The 19333-nt window shown below is 70.2% G+C and carries 21 protein-coding genes; 10 read left to right on the forward strand and 11 right to left on the reverse strand.

What is annotated here, in order from left to right:
• Positions 1–2: 2 nt before the first annotated feature.
• Positions 3–686, reverse strand: a complete 684-nt coding sequence (locus MICNX66_RS12065; protein ID WP_071328841.1) for a response regulator transcription factor — start codon at positions 684–686, stop codon at positions 3–5.
• A complete protein-coding gene (locus MICNX66_RS12070) occupies positions 683–1906 on the reverse strand; it encodes a sensor histidine kinase (RefSeq protein ID WP_187662085.1) in 1224 nt (407 codons plus the stop codon). The genes MICNX66_RS12065 and MICNX66_RS12070 overlap by 4 nt, the downstream gene beginning before the upstream one ends.
• A 215-nt stretch (positions 1907–2121) precedes the next feature.
• Here MICNX66_RS12070 and phoU point away from each other — a divergent pair, with 215 nt between their 5' ends.
• Entirely contained in the window at positions 2122–2820 is a 699-nt protein-coding gene (phoU, locus tag MICNX66_RS12075; protein WP_187662086.1) for a phosphate signaling complex protein PhoU, read from the forward strand.
• A gap of 81 nt (positions 2821–2901) precedes the next feature.
• Here phoU and MICNX66_RS12080 read toward each other — a convergent pair whose 3' ends face one another.
• On the reverse strand, positions 2902–3651 hold the full coding sequence (locus MICNX66_RS12080; RefSeq protein ID WP_101848551.1) for a phosphoglyceromutase: 750 nt from the start codon (positions 3649–3651) through the stop codon (positions 2902–2904).
• A 60-nt stretch (positions 3652–3711) separates the two neighbouring features.
• On the opposite strand from MICNX66_RS12080, the gene MICNX66_RS12085 reads away from it, so the two are divergent.
• Positions 3712–4533 carry a class I SAM-dependent methyltransferase gene (locus MICNX66_RS12085; protein WP_187662087.1) on the forward strand — a complete coding sequence of 274 codons (822 nt, stop codon included), beginning with the start codon at positions 3712–3714 and terminating at the stop codon, positions 4531–4533.
• A 15-nt stretch (positions 4534–4548) separates the two neighbouring features.
• Here the strand turns inward: MICNX66_RS12085 and ygfZ are convergent, their stop codons facing one another.
• From ygfZ to MICNX66_RS12100, 3 genes are all read right to left on the reverse strand, one after another.
• On the reverse strand, positions 4549–5664 hold the full coding sequence (gene ygfZ / locus MICNX66_RS12090) for a CAF17-like 4Fe-4S cluster assembly/insertion protein YgfZ (protein WP_187662088.1): 1116 nt from the start codon (positions 5662–5664) through the stop codon (positions 4549–4551).
• 12 nt (positions 5665–5676) lie between these two features.
• Entirely contained in the window at positions 5677–6279 is a 603-nt protein-coding gene (locus tag MICNX66_RS12095; RefSeq protein WP_187662089.1) for an FABP family protein, read from the reverse strand.
• 150 nt (positions 6280–6429) lie between these two features.
• Entirely contained in the window at positions 6430–6720 is a 291-nt protein-coding gene (locus tag MICNX66_RS12100) for a hypothetical protein (protein WP_187662090.1), read from the reverse strand.
• A gap of 74 nt (positions 6721–6794) precedes the next feature.
• On the opposite strand from MICNX66_RS12100, the gene MICNX66_RS12105 reads away from it, so the two are divergent.
• The 7 genes from MICNX66_RS12105 to pstB all read left to right on the forward strand — a co-directional run bounded on the left by MICNX66_RS12105 (position 6795) and on the right by pstB (position 15014).
• Positions 6795–7478: a winged helix-turn-helix transcriptional regulator gene (locus MICNX66_RS12105; RefSeq protein WP_060923071.1), complete on the forward strand. Its 684-nt coding sequence runs from the start codon at positions 6795–6797 to the stop codon at positions 7476–7478.
• A gap of 45 nt (positions 7479–7523) precedes the next feature.
• Positions 7524–9692 carry an RNA degradosome polyphosphate kinase gene (locus MICNX66_RS12110; RefSeq protein WP_187662091.1) on the forward strand — a complete coding sequence of 723 codons (2169 nt, stop codon included), beginning with the start codon at positions 7524–7526 and terminating at the stop codon, positions 9690–9692.
• Positions 9689–10675, forward strand: a complete 987-nt coding sequence (locus MICNX66_RS12115; protein ID WP_187662092.1) for an NUDIX hydrolase — start codon at positions 9689–9691, stop codon at positions 10673–10675. The genes MICNX66_RS12110 and MICNX66_RS12115 overlap by 4 nt, the downstream gene beginning before the upstream one ends.
• Positions 10676–10912: 237 nt before the next feature.
• The gene (locus tag MICNX66_RS12120; RefSeq protein ID WP_187662093.1) at positions 10913–12016 is read left to right on the forward strand and encodes a phosphate ABC transporter substrate-binding protein PstS; all 1104 of its coding nucleotides are present in this window, start codon (positions 10913–10915) and stop codon (positions 12014–12016) included.
• A gap of 106 nt (positions 12017–12122) precedes the next feature.
• The gene (gene pstC / locus MICNX66_RS12125; protein ID WP_187662094.1) at positions 12123–13106 is read left to right on the forward strand and encodes a phosphate ABC transporter permease subunit PstC; all 984 of its coding nucleotides are present in this window, start codon (positions 12123–12125) and stop codon (positions 13104–13106) included.
• Between the two features lies 1 nt (position 13107).
• Positions 13108–14205, forward strand: coding sequence for a phosphate ABC transporter permease PstA (gene pstA, locus MICNX66_RS12130; protein WP_187662095.1), 1098 nt, complete (start codon positions 13108–13110; stop codon positions 14203–14205).
• Positions 14206–14234: 29 nt separating this feature from the next.
• Positions 14235–15014 carry a phosphate ABC transporter ATP-binding protein PstB gene (pstB, locus tag MICNX66_RS12135; RefSeq protein WP_025104291.1) on the forward strand — a complete coding sequence of 260 codons (780 nt, stop codon included), beginning with the start codon at positions 14235–14237 and terminating at the stop codon, positions 15012–15014.
• Positions 15015–15338: 324 nt separating this feature from the next.
• Here the strand turns inward: pstB and MICNX66_RS16905 are convergent, their stop codons facing one another.
• Positions 15339–15779, reverse strand: coding sequence for a hypothetical protein (locus tag MICNX66_RS16905; protein WP_232089065.1), 441 nt, complete (start codon positions 15777–15779; stop codon positions 15339–15341).
• Between the two features lie 76 nt (positions 15780–15855).
• On the opposite strand from MICNX66_RS16905, the gene MICNX66_RS16910 reads away from it, so the two are divergent.
• Positions 15856–16101, forward strand: a complete 246-nt coding sequence (locus tag MICNX66_RS16910) for a DUF559 domain-containing protein (protein WP_232089066.1) — start codon at positions 15856–15858, stop codon at positions 16099–16101.
• Between the two features lie 132 nt (positions 16102–16233).
• Here MICNX66_RS16910 and MICNX66_RS12145 read toward each other — a convergent pair whose 3' ends face one another.
• The 4 genes from MICNX66_RS12145 to sigK form a co-directional block, all read right to left on the reverse strand.
• Positions 16234–17118, reverse strand: a complete 885-nt coding sequence (locus tag MICNX66_RS12145) for an aminodeoxychorismate lyase (protein ID WP_187662096.1) — start codon at positions 17116–17118, stop codon at positions 16234–16236.
• Positions 17119–17289: 171 nt separating this feature from the next.
• Positions 17290–17919, reverse strand: coding sequence for a hypothetical protein (locus MICNX66_RS12150; protein WP_060923078.1), 630 nt, complete (start codon positions 17917–17919; stop codon positions 17290–17292).
• Positions 17920–17948: 29 nt separating this feature from the next.
• Positions 17949–18722, reverse strand: a complete 774-nt coding sequence (locus tag MICNX66_RS12155) for an anti-sigma factor (RefSeq protein WP_187662097.1) — start codon at positions 18720–18722, stop codon at positions 17949–17951.
• On the reverse strand, positions 18719–19321 hold the full coding sequence (gene sigK / locus MICNX66_RS12160; RefSeq protein ID WP_187662098.1) for an ECF RNA polymerase sigma factor SigK: 603 nt from the start codon (positions 19319–19321) through the stop codon (positions 18719–18721). The genes MICNX66_RS12155 and sigK overlap by 4 nt, the downstream gene beginning before the upstream one ends.
• Between the last annotated feature and the right edge of the window lie 12 nt (positions 19322–19333).

Here is a 19333-nt window from a genome sequence, read left to right on the forward strand (position 1 = left end):
CGTCAGCCCTCGAAGCGATATCCCAGGCCGCGGACGGTCACGAGCATCACCGGCTCGCTGGGGTTCTCCTCGATCCGCGAGCGGATGCGCTTGATGTGGACGTCGAGCGTCTTGGTGTCGCCGAAGTAGTCGCTCCCCCAGACGCGGTCGATGAGCTGGCCGCGCGTGAGCACCCGACCGGAGTTGCGCATCAGCACCTCCAGAAGCTCGAACTCCTTCAGCGGCATGTTGATCTGCTCGCCGGCGACCGACACCGTGTGCCGATCGATGTCGAGCGAGACGCGCCCGCCCTCCAGCACCCGTTCGTCCAACTCGCCCTCGGCCTGCACGACGCGTCGCAGCACCGCCCGCATCCGGGCGAGGAGCTCCCGCGACGAGTAGGGCTTGGTGATGTAGTCGTCGGCGCCGAGCTCGAGCCCGACCACGATGTCGACCTCGGAGTCCTTGGCGGTCAGCATGATGATCGGCACGGCGGACGTCGAGCGGATCTGACGGCACACCTCGGTCCCCGGCATCCCCGGCAGCATGAGATCGAGCAGCACGATGTCGGCGCCGCGCTCCCGGAACGCCGTCAGCGCACCGGGACCGTCCTCGGCGATCTCGACCTCGTAGCCCTCGCGGCGCAGCAGGTACGCGAGGGGGTCGGCGAGGTCGGGCTCGTCTTCGACGAGAAGGATGCGGGTCATGCGGTCTCTCCGTTTCGGACGCGCGTCGCCCCGGTCGCGGGGGCGCCCTTGCGTGCGCGCTTCTTCTTGCTCTTCTTGCCCTGCCCGCTGTTCGCGGGGGCGTCGATGCGAGGCAGGCGGATGGTGAACGTCGATCCTCGGCCGGGGCGCGACCACAGCCGCACCTCTCCCCCGTGCCGCTGAGTGGCGTGCTTGACGATGGACAGCCCGAGGCCGGTGCCGCCGGTGCGCCGCGAGCGGGCTTCGTCGGCACGGTAGAACCGCTCGAAGATGCGCTCGCGATCGGCCTCGACGATCCCGATGCCCTGGTCGGACACGGCGATCTCCACGACGTCGTCGTCGGCCTTCACCCCGACGCCCACCCGGGAGCCGCGGGGCGAGTAGACGATCGCGTTGGCGATGAGGTTGCCGACGGCCTCGATGAGGATCTGCGCGTCGCCGCGGACCCACACGCCGCGGTCGCCGCCGCGGGCGAGTTCGACGCCGGCCGAGTCCGCCTGCACGACATGGGCCTCGATCGAGGAGGCGATGACCTCGTCGATCGAGACGGGCGCGACCTCGGTCAGCCCGTCCTCCGCCTGCAGCCGCGACAGGCTCATGATGCGCCCGGTGAGCTGGCCGAGCCGGCCGGCCTCCGCCGAGATCCGGGAGGCGAACGCGCGGACCTGAGCGGGATCGTCGGCGGCGGACTCGATGGCCTCGGCGAGCAGGCTCACCGCGCCGACGGGCGTCTTCAGCTCGTGGCTCGTGTTGGCCACGAAGTCGCGGCGCATCTGATCGAGGCGCTCCTGCTCAGTCACGTCCCGGATGATGAGGAGCACGAGGCGCGTGCCGATCGCGCTCGCCCTGGCCGACACGAGTCGGGGGTCGAGACTCAGACCGCCGCGGGTGATCCGCATCGAGGCCGTCGCCGTCTCCCCCGTCGAGCGCACACCGCGCACGAGCTGCCGGAGCTCGGGATTGTCGAGCGTCGACCCGACCTCGATCCCGAAACGCGTCGCGGCCTTGGAGGTGGCCAGCACGAGCCCCGAGACGTCCACGACGCACGCGGCATCGTCCATGCTGCGCAGCACGTCGGTGATCCCGGTCGGGATGACCATCGAGGTCTCCTCCTCCGCCCGCGCCCGGGCGCGGTACGCCCAGACCACGAGGAGCGAGAGGCCCACGCCGATCGCCAACCCGATGGCGAGGGAGGACAGCGCGAGCTGCGGCAGGGTCATGACTCCAGCGTAGAGCGCGTTCACCGTCGATCCGGCGGGTTTCCGCGCCATCACGGGGAGCGGAGACGTACTATTCACTCGCTGGGCACCGTTCGTTAACCTTCGGAGCAGACAATCGCTTCAGGCCTGCGCGCGCGCAGTCCTCCCCCATGCGGACGCCCCGCCGCCCCGCGCTGGACCGTCAGCCGGGATCCGAACGAAAGGTTGCGCCCACCATGCGCGAAGTCTTCCACCAGTCCCTCGAGGACCTGCAGTCCCGCCTCGTCGAGATCGCCGAGCTCGTGACGGTCTCCATCGACAAGGCCACCCGCGCCTTCGCCACGAGCGACGTCGCGCTGGCCGAGGAGGTCATCGCCGACGACGCCAAGATCGACGAGCTCGCGGTCGCGCTGGACGAGCAGGCCATCGAGATCCTCGCCCGGCAGCAGCCGGTCGCGCGCGACCTCCGCATCGTCGTCACGGCGCTCCGCGTCAGCGCATCCCTGGAGCGGATGGGCGACATGTCCGAGCACATCGCCCAGCTCGCGCGGCTGCGGTTCCCGGAGCGCGCGATCCCGAAGGGCCTCAAGGGCACCTTCGTGAAGATGGGCGAGCTGGACGTGGAGATCTCCCGCACGCTCGCCGAGCTCCTGCGCACGCAGGACCTCAAGTTCGCGGACGCCATCCGCAACGCCGATGACGACGTCGACGAGCTGCACGCCAGCGTCTTCGAGAAGGTGCTCAGCGACAACTGGAAGGGCGAGGCCGTCGCCACGGTCGACGCGACGCTCGCCAGCCGGTACCACGAGCGGTTCGCGGACCACGCGGTCGCCGTCGCCAAGAAGGTCGTCTACCTCGCGACGGGCGACTGGCACGTCGAGGAGGAGGACATCGCCCTCGCGGTGGAGCAGCAGGAGCAGCTCGGTCACGCCTGACCCGAAACCCCGCCTTACCGTCGAGACCCCCTGCTGCAGGCGACTGCAGCAGGGGGTCTCGACGTGAAACCGGGGTCTCGGTTACTTCTTGCCCTGGGCGGCCACGGCCGCGGCACCGGCGGCGGCGGCCTCCGGGTCGAGGTACCGGCCGGGACCGGTCGGCGCGTTGTTCTCGTCGAGCTCGTACACGAGCGGGATGCCGGTCGGGATGTTCAGGCCGGCGATGTCGTCGTCGCTGATCCCCTCGAGGTGCTTGACGAGGCCGCGCAGCGAGTTGCCGTGTGCCGTCACGAGCACGGTCTTGCCGGCTTCGAGGTCGGGGACGATCTCCGCGTCCCAGTACGGCAGGAGGCGGTCGATGACGAGCTTGAGCGATTCCGTGCGCGGCACCTCGCCGTCGATGCCCTCGTAGCGGGCGTCGCCCACCTGGCTGAACTCGCTCGCGTCGTCCAGCGGGGGCGGCGGGACGTCGAACGAGCGGCGCCACAGCTGGAACTGCTCCGGGCCGAACTCCTCGAGGGTCTGTGCCTTGTCCTTGCCCTGCAGAGCGCCGTAGTGACGCTCGTTGAGGCGCCACGACCGCTTCACCGGGATCCACAGCCGGTCGGCCGCATCCAGCGCGATGTCGGCGGTCTGGATGGCCCGGCTCAGCAGCGACGTGTGCAGCACGTCGGGCAGGATGCCGGACTCGGCGAGCAGCTCACCGCCGCGACGGGCCTCGCCCTTGCCCTGCTCGGTCAGGCGGACGTCCACCCAGCCGGTGAAGAGGTTCAGTTCGTTCCACTCGCTCTGGCCGTGGCGGAGCAGGATCAGGGTGCGCTTCGCAGTCATGTCGCCAGTTTATCCGGGGGCGCGGAGCGGGCGCAGCGGCGGAGGAGGGAGGATGGACGCATGGCGTCATCTCCCCTCGGTCGGCCGACCCGCGGCACGACCGGGACGAACCGGCTGCGTCGGAACGACCGGTGGATCGCCGCCTCCCCCGCCTTCCGTCGCGCCGCGGACCCGCTCGTCGTCGACCTCGGTTTCGGGGCGAGCGGGGTGACCGCGTTCGAGCTGGCCGCACGACTGCGACGAGTGCGGCCGGACGCGGAGGTGCGCGGTCTGGAACTCGATCCGGAGCGGGTGTCCACCGCAGAGCAGCAGCTCGGCGAGGTCCGAGCCGGCCGGACTCCATTCCCCGCCGACCTCCGCGTCTCCTTCGCCCGCGGCGGATTCGAGGTGCCGCTCCCTGACGGCCGGCGCCCCGCCGTCATCCGGGCGATGAACGTCCTGCGGCAGTACGACGAAGCCGAGGTCGCGGGCGCCTGGCGGACGATGGCGCACCGCCTCTCGCCGGAAGGACTGCTGGTGGAGGGGACCTGCGACGAGATCGGGCGCGTCGCGAGCTGGGTGGATGTCGATCCCGTCGGCGCTCCCCTCCGTTTCTCCATCTCCCTTCGCCTCCGCGGACTCGAGGTCCCGAGCATCGTCGCGGAGCGGCTGCCCAAGGCCCTCATCCATCGCAACGTCCCCGGCGAGCGCATCCACGCACTGCTCGTCGACCTGGACCGGGAGTGGGAGCGCGCCGCTCCCCTGTCGACCTTCGGAGCCACGCAGCGCTTCCTCGCCGCGGTGGCCGCACTGCGCGCGCAGGGCTGGCCCGTGCAGGGCGGACGGAGCCGCTGGCGACTGGGAGAGCTCACCCTGCCGTGGGAGGCGGTGGCACCGGCCTGACCGGCGCCCGTCAGCTCAGACTCCGGCGTCGCGGGGATCCGGCGCTGTGGGACGGCGGGACAGCCGCGTCAGTCGCGGCACATCCGCGGTGGCGCCCGCGTCCGCTGGCACGATGATCTGCTGGGACGCGGCGATGTCGATCCCTTCGGCGCGGACGACGAGGTCGCCGACGGGGGCGCGGCGGGACAGGAGAGCGAGGGCGATCGGCCCGTCCTCGTGATGCCGCGCGGAGGAGGTGATGTGCCCGACCTCGTCATCACCCGCGAACACCGGAGCACCGGGTTCCGGAAGCACGGCGTCGCTGCCGTCGAGCTGGAGCAGTGCGAGACGCCGCGGCGGATGCCCGAGGTTGTGCACCTTCGCGACCGTCTCCTGGCCGCGGTAGCAGCCCTTGTTCAAGTGCACGGCACTGCGGAGCCAGTCCGACTCGTGCGGTAACGACCGCTCGTCGACCTCGGCTGCCCAGCGCGGACGCCAGGCGGCGATCCGCAGGGCCTCGGCGGCGAGCAGCCCGGCGACGTCCTCGCGGTCGAGGTCCGCGGCGAGTGCGCGCGCCGCCGTCTCGGGCACGATGCCGATCCGCCAGGCGAGGTCCGCCCCGGGGTGGGAGGACACCGCGGCGTACTGGTGGCCGCCCACGCTGATGCGCTGCCAGGGGTCGACCCACACCCGCACACCGTCGAGGCCGCGCACGCGGTCGGCAGCGGAGCCGCCGTCGACGAATCCGAGCAGCGCGAGGTCGGGGCGCAGCTCGACGGTGGCCTGGGTGCGGAACTTCATCCGTGTCAGCCACGTCGCGAGTCCCTCGGCGTCGCCGGCGTCCGCGAGGAGCCAGGTCGAGATGCCGTCGTCGAGGACGCCGGCCGCGTGCTCCACCCGCCCCTGCGGGTCGAGCACGAGGAGCTCGGTGCTCTCCCCTGCGCGCAAGCCGCTCACCGCCTGGGACGTGATGGAGTCGAGCCACGGGAGGCGTTCGGGGCCGGACACCTCGATGACCGTCCGGTCGTCGAGGGGCGCGATGGCCGTTCCGGTTGCGAGACGCCGCTGCTCGCGGAAGGGGTCGCCGAAGTGGGCGATCCCGCGCTCACCCGTGATCGCTCCGGGGACGCCGTCGAAGACGCTGCTGCTCACGGTGTGCTCCGTTCAGACGCGGGCGAGACGCGCCGAGGCGTGCGCCCGCAGAGGTGTGCCGAGGGCCGCGATGTCCCACGCCCACAGCAGGTGCCCGTCGACGAGCCCGTACATCCGCGAGGCGGAGGCGTAGTCCTTGGCACCGGCGCCGCGCACGATGGCGTCGGACGAGAGGTCGACACGAGGACCGTTGATCTCACCGACGTAGTACTCGAGCATGCCGTCCGAGCGGGCCAGCGACACCTCGAGCGGGAAGGCGCCGTTGGGCGATCGCAGCGTCTCGACGTCGTCGACGGTGCGGGTCACGGGCGTCGCCGTCGGCGGGAGCAGGGCGGGACCTGCATCGGTCGCCGCAGCCGGTCGCGCCAGTCGCCAGAATCCGGACTCGGCGGTCAGCGGGACGGCGGGTGCGGCTTCATCGCCGACGAACGTGGCGGTCGCCGCGTAGTTGAGGAACGGTCCGCCGTCATGGCTGAAGCTCACGCGATGGGTGAACTCCCCCTGCAGCCGCTCCTCCCCGACGGGGTAGTCGATCACCCCGGAGCCCTCCCACACGCCGATCAACCACGCCAGCGGGGCGAGGTCGGCGGGGAGGTCTGTGGGGAGCTCGATCACGATGTCGTCAGCGCTGGCCGCGGAAGAGGTTGCGCAGCACCACGGCCGAGACGAACACGATCGCGAGGCTCGCCAGGCCCAGCAGGCCGATGAAGAAGATTTCGAGCGCCATGATGTCCATGACCTCCACCTTACCCCCGGCGATCCGGCTCAGGCAGGGATGAGGGCGGCCAGGCCGAAGCCGACGGAGATGATCCCCATCAGCAGCAGGGAGCCCGTCACGCTGCTCGCGACGCGGAAGATGAAGCCCTGCGTGCGGCCGTACCAGAGCTGCACCGCGAAGGAGAGGAGCACGACCGCACCGAAGCCCACGAGCATCCAGGGGATCCGCCACTCCTCCGGAGCGAAGATCCCGATGACGATGCTGCCGACGAACGCGGTCGCCCAGACCGCGATCACGCCGGTGAAGGCGTTGCGGGGCGCGAGAGCCGGTTCTGACATGTCACCATTCTTGCGCATCGGCGGCCGCTATCATGGCGGCACGGCGTCGATCCCCCCGCCGGTGAGGAGTGCGCGTGGCCCTGGTGCTGGTTCTGACCAATGCTCCGCTCTCGGAGCAGGTGCTGCCCGCCCTCGAGCTGCTGAGTCATCGCACGCGGCAGATCCCCGCCGAGCCGGCCCAGCTCATCAACGCCCCGGAGTACGACATCGTGATCGTCGACGGCCGTCACGACCTCGTCGGGGCGAAGTCGCTGTGCCGTCTGCTGCGGGCGACCGGGCAGGATGCGCCGCTCCTGCTCGTCGTGACCGAGGGCGGCATGAGCGCACTGTCGGGCGAATGGGGCATCGACGATGTGCTGCTGTCCACCGCCGGCCCCGCCGAGATCGACGCCCGCGTGCGCCTCGCGCTCGCCCGACGGGACGAGGTCGCGGAGCCGGCGCGCGTGCAGGCCTCCGGGGTCACGATCGACGAGCAGTCGTACTCGGCGAAGCTGCACGGGCGACCGCTCGACCTCACCTACAAGGAGTTCCAGCTCCTGCACTTCCTCGCGACCCATCCCTCGCGGGTGTTCACCCGTGAGCAGCTGCTGAGCGAGGTGTGGGGGTACGACTACTTCGGCGGTACCAGGACCGTCGACGTGCACGTGCGGCGGCTGCGCGCCAAGCTCGGCGATCAGGAGCAGATCATCGGCACGGTGCGCAACGTCGGTTACCGCTTCAACGTCTACGAGGACGACAGCCTGGTCGGCTCGCGCTGACCGCTGTTCACACGTCCGACACCTGCCGGTGCTTAGATGTACCCCATGATCGATCCCGCACTCGCCGACGCCGGCCTCGGTGACGCCGAAGACGACGACTTCGACGACGCCGTCGAGGCGCCGGACTCGCAGCTCCCCGACCACCGCTATCTGGACCGCGAGCTGAGCTGGCTCGCGTTCAACCAGCGCGTGCTGGAGCTCGCGGAGGATCCGTCGCTGCCGGAGCTGGAGCGGGCGAACTTCCTGGCGATCTTCGCCAGCAACCTCGACGAGTTCTTCATGGTGCGTGTCGCCGGACTCAAGCGGCGCATCATGACCGGTCTCGCCGTGCCGACCAACATCGGGCGCTCCCCCGTCGACGCCCTCGCCGACATCTCGCGGGAGGCCCACGCGCTCCAGCTCCGCCACGCGGACGCGTGGACGACGCTCGTCCGTCCCGCTCTCGCCGACTCCGGCATCGAGATCACCGAGTGGTCCGATCTCACCGACGACGAGCGCCGGGCGCTCTCGGACTACTTCGGGGCGCAGGTCTTCCCGGTGCTGATGCCGCTGGCGGTCGACCCGGCGCACCCGTTCCCCTACATCTCCGGCCTCTCCCTGAACCTCGCCATCCGCATCCGCAACGCGCGGACCGGACGGCAGGAGTTCGCCCGTCTCAAGGTGCCGCCCATGCTGCCGCGCTTCGTCGAGGTGCCGGGCGGCGGCGAGATCAAGCGCTTCCTGCGGCTGGAGGAACTCATCGCCAACCATCTCGGCGACCTCTTCCCCGGCATGGAGGTGCTGGACCACCACGCCTTCCGCCTCACCCGCAACGAGGACGTGGAGATCGAGGAGGACGAGAGCGAGAACCTGATCCAGGCGCTCGAGGCCGAGCTGCTGCGTCGTCGGTTCGGTCCGCCCATCCGGCTCGAGATCACCGACGACATGGACGATGTCACCATGGACCTGCTGGTCCGGGAACTCGACATCACCGACCTCGAGGTCTATCGCCTGCCTGGACCGCTCGACCTGCGCGGACTGTTCGACCTGTCGCGGATCGACCGTCCGGACCTGCGGTACCCGCCGCACCTGCCCACCACCGCCGTCGCCTTCCAGCCCGCGGGGTCGAGCAACCGAGCCGACATCTTCAAGGCGATCCGCAAGTCCGACGTCCTCGTGCACCACCCGTACGAGTCCTTCACCACGAGCGTGCAGGCGTTCCTCGAGCAGGCCGCCCGCGACCCGCACGTGCTCGCGATCAAGCAGACGCTGTACCGGACCTCCGGAGACAGCCCCGTCGTGCAGGCCCTCATCGACGCGGCCGAGGCCGGCAAGCAGGTGCTCGCGCTCGTCGAGGTGAAGGCGCGATTCGACGAGGCGAACAACATCGTCTGGGCGCGCAAGCTGGAGAAGGCCGGCGTGCACGTGGTGTACGGCCTGGTCGGCCTCAAGACGCACTGCAAGCTCGCCCTCGTGATCCGCGAGGAGGACGGCAAGCTCCAGCACTACTCGCACGTCGGCACCGGCAACTACAACCCGAAGACCAGCCGCATCTACGAGGACTTCGGGCTGTTCACCGCCGACGCCCAGGTCGGCAAGGATCTCACGCGGCTGTTCAACGAGCTCAGCGGCTACGCGATCGAGAAGAAGTTCAAGCGTCTGCTCGTCGCCCCGCTCCACCTCCGCAAGGGCCTCGTCCGGCTGATCGACGCGGAACGCCGGATCGCCGAGTCGGGAAAGCCCGCGCACATCCGCATCAAGGTCAACTCGATGGTCGACGAGGAGATCATCGACGCGCTGTACCGCGCCAGTGCCGCCGGGGTGAAGGTCGACGTGTGGGTGCGCGGCATCTGCAGCCTGCGGACCGATCTCGACGGGATCAGCGACAACATCACGGTCCGCAGCATCCTCGGCCGCTACCTCGAGCACTCCCGCATCTTCACGTTCGAGAACGACGGCGACCCGCAGGTGTACATCGGCAGTGCCGACATGATGCACCGCAACCTCGACCGTCGCGTCGAGGCCCTGGTGCGGGTCACCGACCCCGCGCACCTCAAGGAGCTGACCGCCTTCTTCGACCTGGCGATGGACGACCAGACCTCGTCGTGGCATCTCGGCCGCGACGGAGTGTGGGAGCGCCACGCCGTGGATGCCGATGGCAAGCCGCTCGTCGACCTGCAGGATAAGACCATGGGGATGATCCAGCGACGTCGTCGGGCGCGGGCGGTTCGATGACGGCGCGGCAGGTCCAGCTCCCGGCGTCCGCGGCCGACGCGAAGTGGGCGGACAAGGCCGTGTACGCGGCCGGGGCCGTCGTCTGGCGTCTGGTCGACGGCAAGCTGCGCATCCTGCTCATCCACCGCACCAAGTACCGCGACGTCACCCTCCCGAAGGGCAAGGTCGACCCGGGCGAGATGCTCGCGGAGACCGCCGTGCGCGAGGTGCACGAGGAGACCGGCATCAGGGTGGCACTCGGCGTCCCCGTCGGGATCAGCCGCTATCACCTCGCGTCCCGCAAGCAGAAGGTCGTCCACTACTGGGCGGCCGAGGCCACGGATGCCGCGATCCGCGCCTCGACGTTCGTGCCGAACCGCGAGATCGCCGCCCTCGAGTGGGTCAGCGTGAAGAAGGCGCGTGCCGCGCTGAGCTACCCGGTGGACCTCGAGATCCTCGATGCGTTCGCGGCGCTGGTGGACGACGGCGTGCTGCGGACCTTCCCGGTGATCGCCCTCCGGCACGCGAAGGCCCTGCCCCGGTCGGAGTGGGACAAGGCGGACGCGGCCCGGCCGCTCACCGACCGCGGGAAGCGGCAGGCCAAGGCCATCGTCGGACCGCTCCGCGCTTTCGGCGTGCGCAAGATCGTCACCAGCGACGCGGTGCGCTGCGTGCAGACCGTCACCCCGCTCGCCAAGGCCCTGGACCGCAAGCCGGTCCTCACCGAGAAGATCAGCCAGGACGCATGGGAGGACGGCGTCGCCGACCTCCGTTCCGTCGTCGGTCGCCGCATCCGTGCAGGCAAGCCCGCGGTGCTCTGCAGTCACGGCCCCGTGCTCCCCGCGCTCCTCTCGGAGATCGCCCTCGCGACCGGCACCGTGCACGGCTCCTACGTCAGCAGCGCCGCCGATCTGGAGACCGGCGCGTTCTCCGTGGTGCATGTCTCGGCGACGAACCCCGGCTCCGGCATCATCTCGATCGAGACCCACGCGCCGAAGGTCTGACCCCTCCCTCGTTCGAGTCGCTCACTGGGCTGCATCCGGGCCGGGGATGGCGCACAGTGGGCGATTCGAACGGAGGAGGCGCCCCTGGGACCCGCACAACGACGGGGATCGGCCCCAGAGAGTCGCTGGCCGTTCACCTGCCGTTCACCTGCGCGGGAGAGTCTCGTTAACCGTCGCCCCTAGCGTCACTGTGTGCCCTGCACCGGGCCCCACCCCTCCAAGATCGAAGGATCCACAGTGAAGATCTCCCGAATCGCACGAATCGGCGCCATCGGCGCCGTCGCCGCTCTCGCCCTCGCCGGCTGTGCCGCGAACGAAGGCGGAACCGGCGGCTCCAGCGAAGAGCCCTCGGAGTCCACGCTCTCCGGCACGATCGACGCGACCGGCGCGTCCTCGCAGACCGCAGCCCAGGAGGCCTGGGTCGCCGCATTCCAGACGGCCAACCCCGACGTGACGGTCAACTACGAGCCCACCGGCTCCGGCACCGGCCGCGAGAACTTCCTCGAGGGCGGCAGCAACTTCATCGGCTCCGACCGCGCGTTCAACGACGAGGAGATCGCCGCCGGCGGCTTCGGCGCCTGCACCACCGACGACATCGTCGAGGTCCCCCTCTACATCTCCCCCGTCGCGGTCGCCTTCAACCTCGAGGGCATCGACACGCTGAACCTCGACGCCGCCACGATCGCGGGCATCTTCGCCGGCACGATCACCAACTGGAACGACGAGGCCATCGCGGCCCTCAACGACGGCGTCGAGCTGCCCGACCTGGCCATCTCGCCGGTGCACCGCTCCGACCCTTCCGGCACGCAGGAGACCTTCGCCAAGTACCTCAGCGCGACGGCCCCCGACGTCTGGACCTACGAGGTCTCGGACGAGTGGCCGATCCAGGGCGGCGAGGCTGCTCAGGGCACCTCGGGTGTCAAGCAGGCTCTCACCGCCGGCAACGGCGCCATCGGCTTCCTCGACGCCTCGCAGGCGGACGGCCTCGGCCAGGTCGCCGTGGGCGTCGGCGAGGACTTCGTCGCCTACTCGGCCGAGGCCGCCGCGAAGCTCGTCGAGGGCTCGCCGCTCGCCGAGGGCCGTGGCGAGGGTGACCTCGTCTTCGACGTCGACCCGGCCGCTGCCGCGGACGGCGCCTACCCGATCGCCCTGGTCAGCTACCTCATCGGCTGCGAGCAGTACGAGGACAGCAACGTCGCGGAGCTCGTGAAGGAGTACTTCACGTACGTCGCGAGCGCCGAGGGCCAGGATGCCGCCGCGGAGAACGCCGGCAGCGCCCCGATCTCGGACGGCCTGCGCGAGCAGGTCCAGGCCGCGATCGACCTGATCCAGGTCGGCTGATCCTGCCGATCCACTGACGACGGTGCCCCCGCGTCCCCGAGCGGGCGCGGGGGCTCCGCCAGGTCAGCACCCGATCCATCTCCACCCGGCCCGAAACAGGGAGATCATGAGCACGACCGCGCAGGAGCCGACAACGGCACCGGCACCGACACCGGCGCCGCCCACACCGATCAAGGCCAAGCAGCGCCTCGGCGACCGGGTCTTCTCCGGCACCGCGCTGGCGGCCGGCATCATCATCCTGGTCGTGCTGGCGCTCGTCGCCGCCTTCCTCGTCATCCAGAGCCTGCCGGCCTTCCAGCTCGACACCACCGACAACCACATCCTCCGGGGCGAGTCGTTCTGGGTGTACGTGTGGCCCCTCGTCTTCGGCACGCTCTGGGCGTCGTTCATCGCCCTCCTGATCGCCGCGCCCATCGCGATCGGCATCGCCCTCTTCATCTCGCACTACGCGCACCGCCGACTCGCCGCCTTCCTCGGCTACATCATCGACCTGCTCGCCGCGGTGCCCTCCGTGGTCTTCGGCCTCTGGGGCGGCCTCGTGCTCGCGCCCATGCTGCAGCCGATCTACGTCTGGCTCAACGAGAACGCGTCGTGGGTGCCGTTCTTCGGCGGTCAGGTCTCCGCGACCGGGAAGACCATCCTCACCGCCGCCCTCGTGCTCGCCGTGATGTGCATCCCGATCATGACCGCCATCTGCCGCGAGGTCTTCCTGCAGACCCCGAAGCTCCATGAGGAGGCGGCCCTCGCCCTCGGCTCCACCCGCTGGGAGATGGTCCGCATGGCCGTCCTCCCCTTCGCCCGCGGCGGCATGGTGTCGGCCGCGATGCTGGCCCTCGGCCGCGCACTCGGCGAGACCATGGCCGTGACGATGGTGCTCTCCCCCTCCGCGGTGGTCAGCTTCCTCGTGCTCACCGCCACCAACCCCACGCCGATCCCCGCCAACATCGCGCTCGCCTTCCCGGAGGCGCACGGCACCGGCGTGAACACGCTGATCGCGACCGGCCTCATCCTCTTCGTCGTGACCTTCGCGGTCAATGCGGTGGCGCGCTGGATCGTCGCCCGCCGCGCCGAGTTCTCGGGAGCGAACTGACATGACCGCCCTCACCAGCGCTCCGCCCGCCGCGAGCACCACCGCCCTCACCTCCGGCCGTCTTCCGAAGTGGGCGCCGTGGGCCCTTCTCGGCGTCTCCTTCGTCGTGTCCGCCGCGGTCTTCGGCGTCGCCGCCGCCGGGTCCGACACCCCGCTCGCCGACTTCAACATCGCGGGCACCGTCATCGTCGGCATCCTGCTCTACATGGTGATCATCACCGTGATCTCCTCCATCGCGGAGAGCCGCCGGAAGGCCGTGGACCGCCTGATGACGGCCCTCGTCGCCACCGCCTTCCTCATCGCCCTGCTGCCGCTGATCTCGCTGCTGTGGACCGTGGTGGCGAACGGCATCGAGCGCTTCGACGCCGAGTTCTTCTCCTACTCGATGCGCAACGTCGTCGGCGACGGCGGCGGCATCGTGCACGCGATCTGGGGCACCGTCCTCATCACGCTCACGGCCACGATCATCTCGGTGCCGGTCGGCCTGATGACCTCGATCTACCTCGTCGAGTACGGCCGCGGCAAGATCGCCAAGGCCATCACGTTCTTCGTCGACGTGATGACGGGCATCCCCTCGATCGTCGCCGGTCTGTTCATCTACGCGGTGTTCGCGCTCCTGATCCGCCCCGGCATCTCGATGGGCTTCATGGGCGCGCTCGCGCTCGCGGTGCTGATGACCCCGGTGGTGGTGCGAGGCAGCGAGGAGCTGCTGCGGATCGTTCCGAACGAGCTGCGCGAGGCCTCCTACGCCCTGGGCGTGCCGAAGTGGCTCACGATCCTCAAGGTCGTGCTGCCCACCTCGATCGCCGGCATCATGACCTCGGTGATGCTCGCCATCTCCCGCGTGATCGGCGAGACCGCCCCGCTGCTGCTCACCGCCGGCTTCACGCAGAGCCTGAACACGAACATCTTCGACGGCCAGATGATGACCCTCCCGGTGTTCGCCTACAACCAGTACATGAACCAGGGCACGAGCCCGGACGCCGCCGTCGCGCGCGCCTGGGCCGCCGCCCTCACCCTCATCCTCATCGTCATGGTGCTGAACCTGCTCGCGCGCCTGATCGCGAAGCTGTTCGCCCCGAAGGTCAACGGCCGCTGAGCGCCCGACCACTCAGAATAGGAATCCACGTGTCCAAGAGCATCGAAGTCAACGACCTCAACGTCTACTACGGCAACTTCCTCGCGGTCGAAGGCGTCTCCCTCGACATCCAGCCGCGCAGCGTCACGGCCTTCATCGGCCCGTCCGGCTGCGGCAAGTCCACCTTCCTCCGCACCCTCAACCGCATGCACGAGGTCATCCCCGGCGCCCGTGTGGAGGGCGAAGTGCTCCTGGACGGCAAGGACCTCTACGGTGCCGGTGTCGACCCCGTGCTCGTGCGTCGCCAGGTCGGCATGGTGTTCCAGCGCCCCAACCCGTTCCCGACGATGTCGATCAAGGAGAACGTGCTCGCGGGTGTGAAGCTCAACAACAAGCGGATGTCGAAGAGCGAGCAGGACGACCTCGTCGAGAAGTCCCTCACCGGCGCGAACCTGTGGAACGAGGTCAAGGACCGCCTCGACCGTCCCGGCTCCGGACTCTCGGGTGGCCAGCAGCAGCGTCTGTGCATCGCCCGGGCGATCGCCGTCTCCCCCGAGGTGCTGCTGATGGACGAGCCGTGCTCCGCCCTCGACCCCATCTCGACCTACGCGATCGAGGAGCTGATCGGCGAACTCAAGAACGAGTTCACGATCGTCATCGTCACGCACAACATGCAGCAGGCGAGCCGCGTCTCAGACAAGACCGCCTTCTTCAACATCGCCGGCACGGGGAAGCCCGGCAAGCTCATCGAGTACGACGACACCACCAGCATCTTCACCACCCCGTCCGTCCAGGCCACCGAGGACTACGTCTCCGGCCGCTTCGGCTGACCCGCACTCTTTCGACCTTCGGGCCCGGACGCCTCGCGTCCGGGCCCGAACCTGTCCCCCGCCCGTCCCCGGGCCTGTCCCCGGGCACAACTTCGGAGATGCCGCGCGACACGCCGTCGCCCGGGCTCCGGCCACGGCGTGTCTCCTTCGATCTCCGAAGCTCTGCCCGGGTCGTGACTCCTGCACAGATCGCGAGTCGGGAGGACCGTCCACAGGCGGTGGGCTACCGAGGCGAGTCGCGGCCGGGGAGGCCGAGACGGCGCGAATGATGGCGGGATGTGCACGGGGCGAGGGACGCAGGTGTGGACGTATGCCGTGCTGCGCTCACGACACGGACGACGGCAGATCGAGCGTCGGGTGCGCGGCGGCACCCTCCTCCGGGTGCGGCGCGGGGTCTACGCAACGGACCGCGCCTGCGTGGAGGTCGTGACCGCCGCCACCCACGGCGGGGTCCTCGGCTGCGAGTCCGCAGCGCGGCATCTCGGGCTCTGGGTGCTCGACGAGCCGGCCCTGCACGTTTGGATGCACCACGACCGCCACCAGTATCCGCACGAGGACTGCCGGTGCGTGACGCACTGGGATGCTGCGACGTCGAGCAGTGCCTTCGAGCAGCCGGGGGTGCCCCTCGTGCTCCGGCAGATCTACGGCTGCCGAGGGCCGGAGGCGTTCTTCGTCGCTGTGGAGTCCGCCCGCCGGCTCGGACTCATCGACGAGGTCGGGCTGCGCCGGCTCGGCGACCGGCTCGGAGCCGAGGGACGCGACCATCGCGTTCTCGCGTGCCGACGCCGACAGCGGGCTGGAGTCTCTGGTGCGGCTGCGGATCCGGCGGTATGGGTGGCGCGTGCGGACGCAGGTCGGCGTGGTCGGAACGGGCCGGGTGGACCTCCTCATCGACGGCTGGCTCATCATCGAGACCGACGGACGCGCCAACCACGAGGAGAGCTCGCTCCGGCACCGCGATCTGGTCCGCGATGCGACCGCTGCCGGCTGGGGTCACCCCACGCTCCGCTTCGACTACGCGATGGTCCTCCATGACTGGCCCCTCGTCGAGCGCGCCATCGTCGAGACCATGCGTCGCCGCCCCTGACCCCGGCCCAGCATCTTGCCGCCCTGTGCCGTGCACAGCTTCGGAGATCATCGAGGACACGCCGGTACCGGGCGGTGAGTGTCGGCGTGTCGTCCAGCATCTCCGAACTCGTGTCCGGGGAGCGGGAGGACCTCAGTCGCGCGGGGAGAGGAGGTAGGTGTTGAGGTCGTCCGTGAGGGCGGTGTCCACGGGAACCGGCGTGCCGTCGATCGCGGTGATGGCGGTCGCGAGACGCACACTCGACACGAGCCACGCGGCATCGGCCTGCGTCAGATCGGCGGCGGGGATGCGGTCGTACCCGACTTCGAAGCCCCGCGCGAGGAGGTGGTCATAGACGCTGAGCTGCGTGGTCCCGTGCAGGATGCCGCCGTTCGGGGCCGGGGTCGTGAACCGGTCGCCGACGCGCAGGATGAGGGAGGCTGTCGGAGCCTCCAGCACGAAGCCGTCGCTCGACAGGAAGATCGCGTCGTCGGCTCCGCGGCGCTTGGCCTCGCGCAGGGCCGCCATGTTCACGGCGTAGGACAGCGTCTTGGCCCCGAGCAGCAGCCAGGGGGCGCGTTCCGCGGCGCCGAGGTCGTATCCGCGGTCCAGGGTGACGACCTTGACGCCGTTTCGCCGCACCGCCGCGAAGTCCGCCGCCGGAGCCGCCGTCACCCAGGCGGTCGGCGTCGGCCCGTGCTCGACGCCCCGGCTGAGGATCAGCTTGATGACCGACTCCCCCGTACCGAGCTGTGCTGCGGCCTGCTGGATCGCCTGACGCCACTGCTCCTGGTTCGGCACCGGGAGGTCGCAGAGTCGCGCCGAGTGCGCAAGGCGTTCCAGATGCGGGACGACCTCCTGCGCATGTCCGTCGATCACGCCGATGGACTCGAACACGCCGTCGCCCCGTTGCGTGCTCAGCTCGCCGACGCTGAGGGCGGGGGCCGCGGCGTCCACCTGCGTGAACGTGTCGGCGTAGTCGTCACGCTGCTCGTCGGCGGCGACGGGGTCGATCATGAGGGCGAAGCGACGGGTCATGTGACGAGCCTAGGCCGCCGGGAATACCCACCGCGTCCTCGCGTTACACTGGAGTGGCCGGGCCGCATAACCCCGGGCTCCAATTTTCGCCGCTGCGAGCGGCCTTCCGCCGAGAGGCGTTCTTGCGGCCCGGTCTTTCTCTGTCCGGATGCCGTCCCGACAGAGCCGAACTCAGGCCAGCGCTCCGGTGCGCCACAGAGCCGCCGACGCCGCGAGGTCCTGGGCATAGCTGCTCAGCCGCAGCGCCCGCGTGGTGAGCTCGCTGGCACGGGCGGGCTCCGTCGGCTCGTAGTCGTCGGCGGTGTGCGTCGCGCCGGAGGCCTGGACGCGGCAGAACGCGGCCGCGCGCTCCAGCGCCACGGCGAAGTCGCCGCGGAAGGCGCCGCGCAGGATCGTGTCGATGAGCGCCACGAGCTCGTCCGGGCTCGCCGGCACCGGTGCACCGGCGACCACGGCATCGGCCGACGGCAGTTCGACCCGCCCGCGGTCGTAGAGGAGGGCCGCCGTGCGCGGATCGCCGTGGATGGCGAGCTGGAGGACATACAGCCGCCACAGCGACCCGGGCAGGGTGCGCGAGGGCGCCTTCGACCACAGTTCGGCGATCTCGTCGATGCCGTGCTCGCTCGTGAAGGCGATCAGCCGTTCGACGCTCGCCCCGCTCTCGTCCTCGCGGACGCGGGTCAGCAGCGCGGAGGCGGTGGCGTGCGCGACGCGCGTCTCCTCGGCGGGGTCATGGGCGCCGACGATGTTGTCGAAAGCGCTCGTCGGTCGACGCACGGGACGGTGGTGCTGCTCGGGCATCCCTCCAGGGTACGCCGGACCGGGGCCTCTCAGGCCGTCGGGATGACGATCACCGGGTCGGTCGTGGGCAGTCCGGACGGCGATCCGCCCTCCTGCTCGACCGTCACCGCGATGGCATCGCCGGCCTGCATCTCGCCCTCGAGGAGCGCGGTGGCCTCCCCACCGTCGACATCGAACACGCCGGCGGCGATCGGGTCCTCCCCGCGCACGAACCACAGCTCGTACGTCTTCCCGTCCGCGACCTCGGGCAGCCCATCCGTGACCAGCACGGCCTTGCCGACCGAGCCCGACCAGTGCGCGGTGGCCGTCGCACCGTCGTCGAGCTCCACCGTGGCCTTCTGCGCATCGCCCGCGGATTCGATCTCCTGCAGCGCGACGACGCTCTCCGGCCGGTTCAGCTGATCGTTGAGGGCGACGGCACCGATACCGACACCCACCAGCAGCGCGAGACATGCGGCGAGCGCGAACGCGAGCCGGGTCCAGCGTCGGGGCGTGCGGGGCGCCGTCTCATCGGCGGGAATCGAACTCGCCGCCGCCGGGACCTCCGGGTCGGCCTCGGGGTCCGTGGCGTCATCCTGCGGAGTCTGGGCGATCTGGGCGAGCAGGGCCGCGCGGATGCCGGCGGGCGGAGCGACCGGAGCCATGCCGTCAGCGAGGAGAGCAGCAGCCTCGGCGTCGGCGTCGTGCTGCGCCGCCCACTCCGGATGCTCGGCGAGGGCGCGTCGGTACCGACGCTCGTCGTCCGCCGACAGCGCGTGGAGCGCGGCACCTGCCGCGAGCTCTGCGAAGTCCTTCTCGTTCATGCCGTCACCCCCATCGCCGTGCGGAGCCGGGTCAGCCCGTCTCTCATCCGTGTCTTGATCGTGCCCAGCGGTGCTCCCACGAGCGCCGCGATCTCGTTCTGACTGTAACCGCCGTAGTAGGCGAGGACGAGCGCCTCCCGCTGCGCCTCGGGAAGCCCCGTCAGCGCTGCGACGACCCGCTCTCCCTCGATCCCCAGTTCGACCCGTTCCGCCACGCTGTCGTGCGCGACACCGAGGTCTCGATAGCCCGCACGCACGTCCCGGTCCGCACTCGACTGCGAAGCCCGCACCCGATCCACGGCCCGGCGATGCGCGATCGTCATCACCCAGGTTCGTCCCTGTCCCTTGTTCGGAGCGAACCGGGAAGCGGATTGCCAGATCTCCAGGAACACCTCCTGCAGCACCTCCTCGCTCTGCGCGCGGTTCACGAGCACGCGGAGGATGAGGCCGAACACACGGGAGGAGAGGGAGTCGTACAGCGCGGCGAAGGCAGCCTGATCACCGGAGGCGACGCGGACGAGGAGGTCGGCGACAGCATCCTGCGGCGCCGCCCCGTCCTCGGGGACGTCCATCCCATCGATGACCATCTCCATAAGCATGCCGCATCTCCT

It is taken from the genome of Microbacterium sp. Nx66, assembly GCF_904066215.1.
GTDB classification, from domain to species: Bacteria; Actinomycetota; Actinomycetes; order Actinomycetales; family Microbacteriaceae; genus Microbacterium; species Microbacterium meiriae.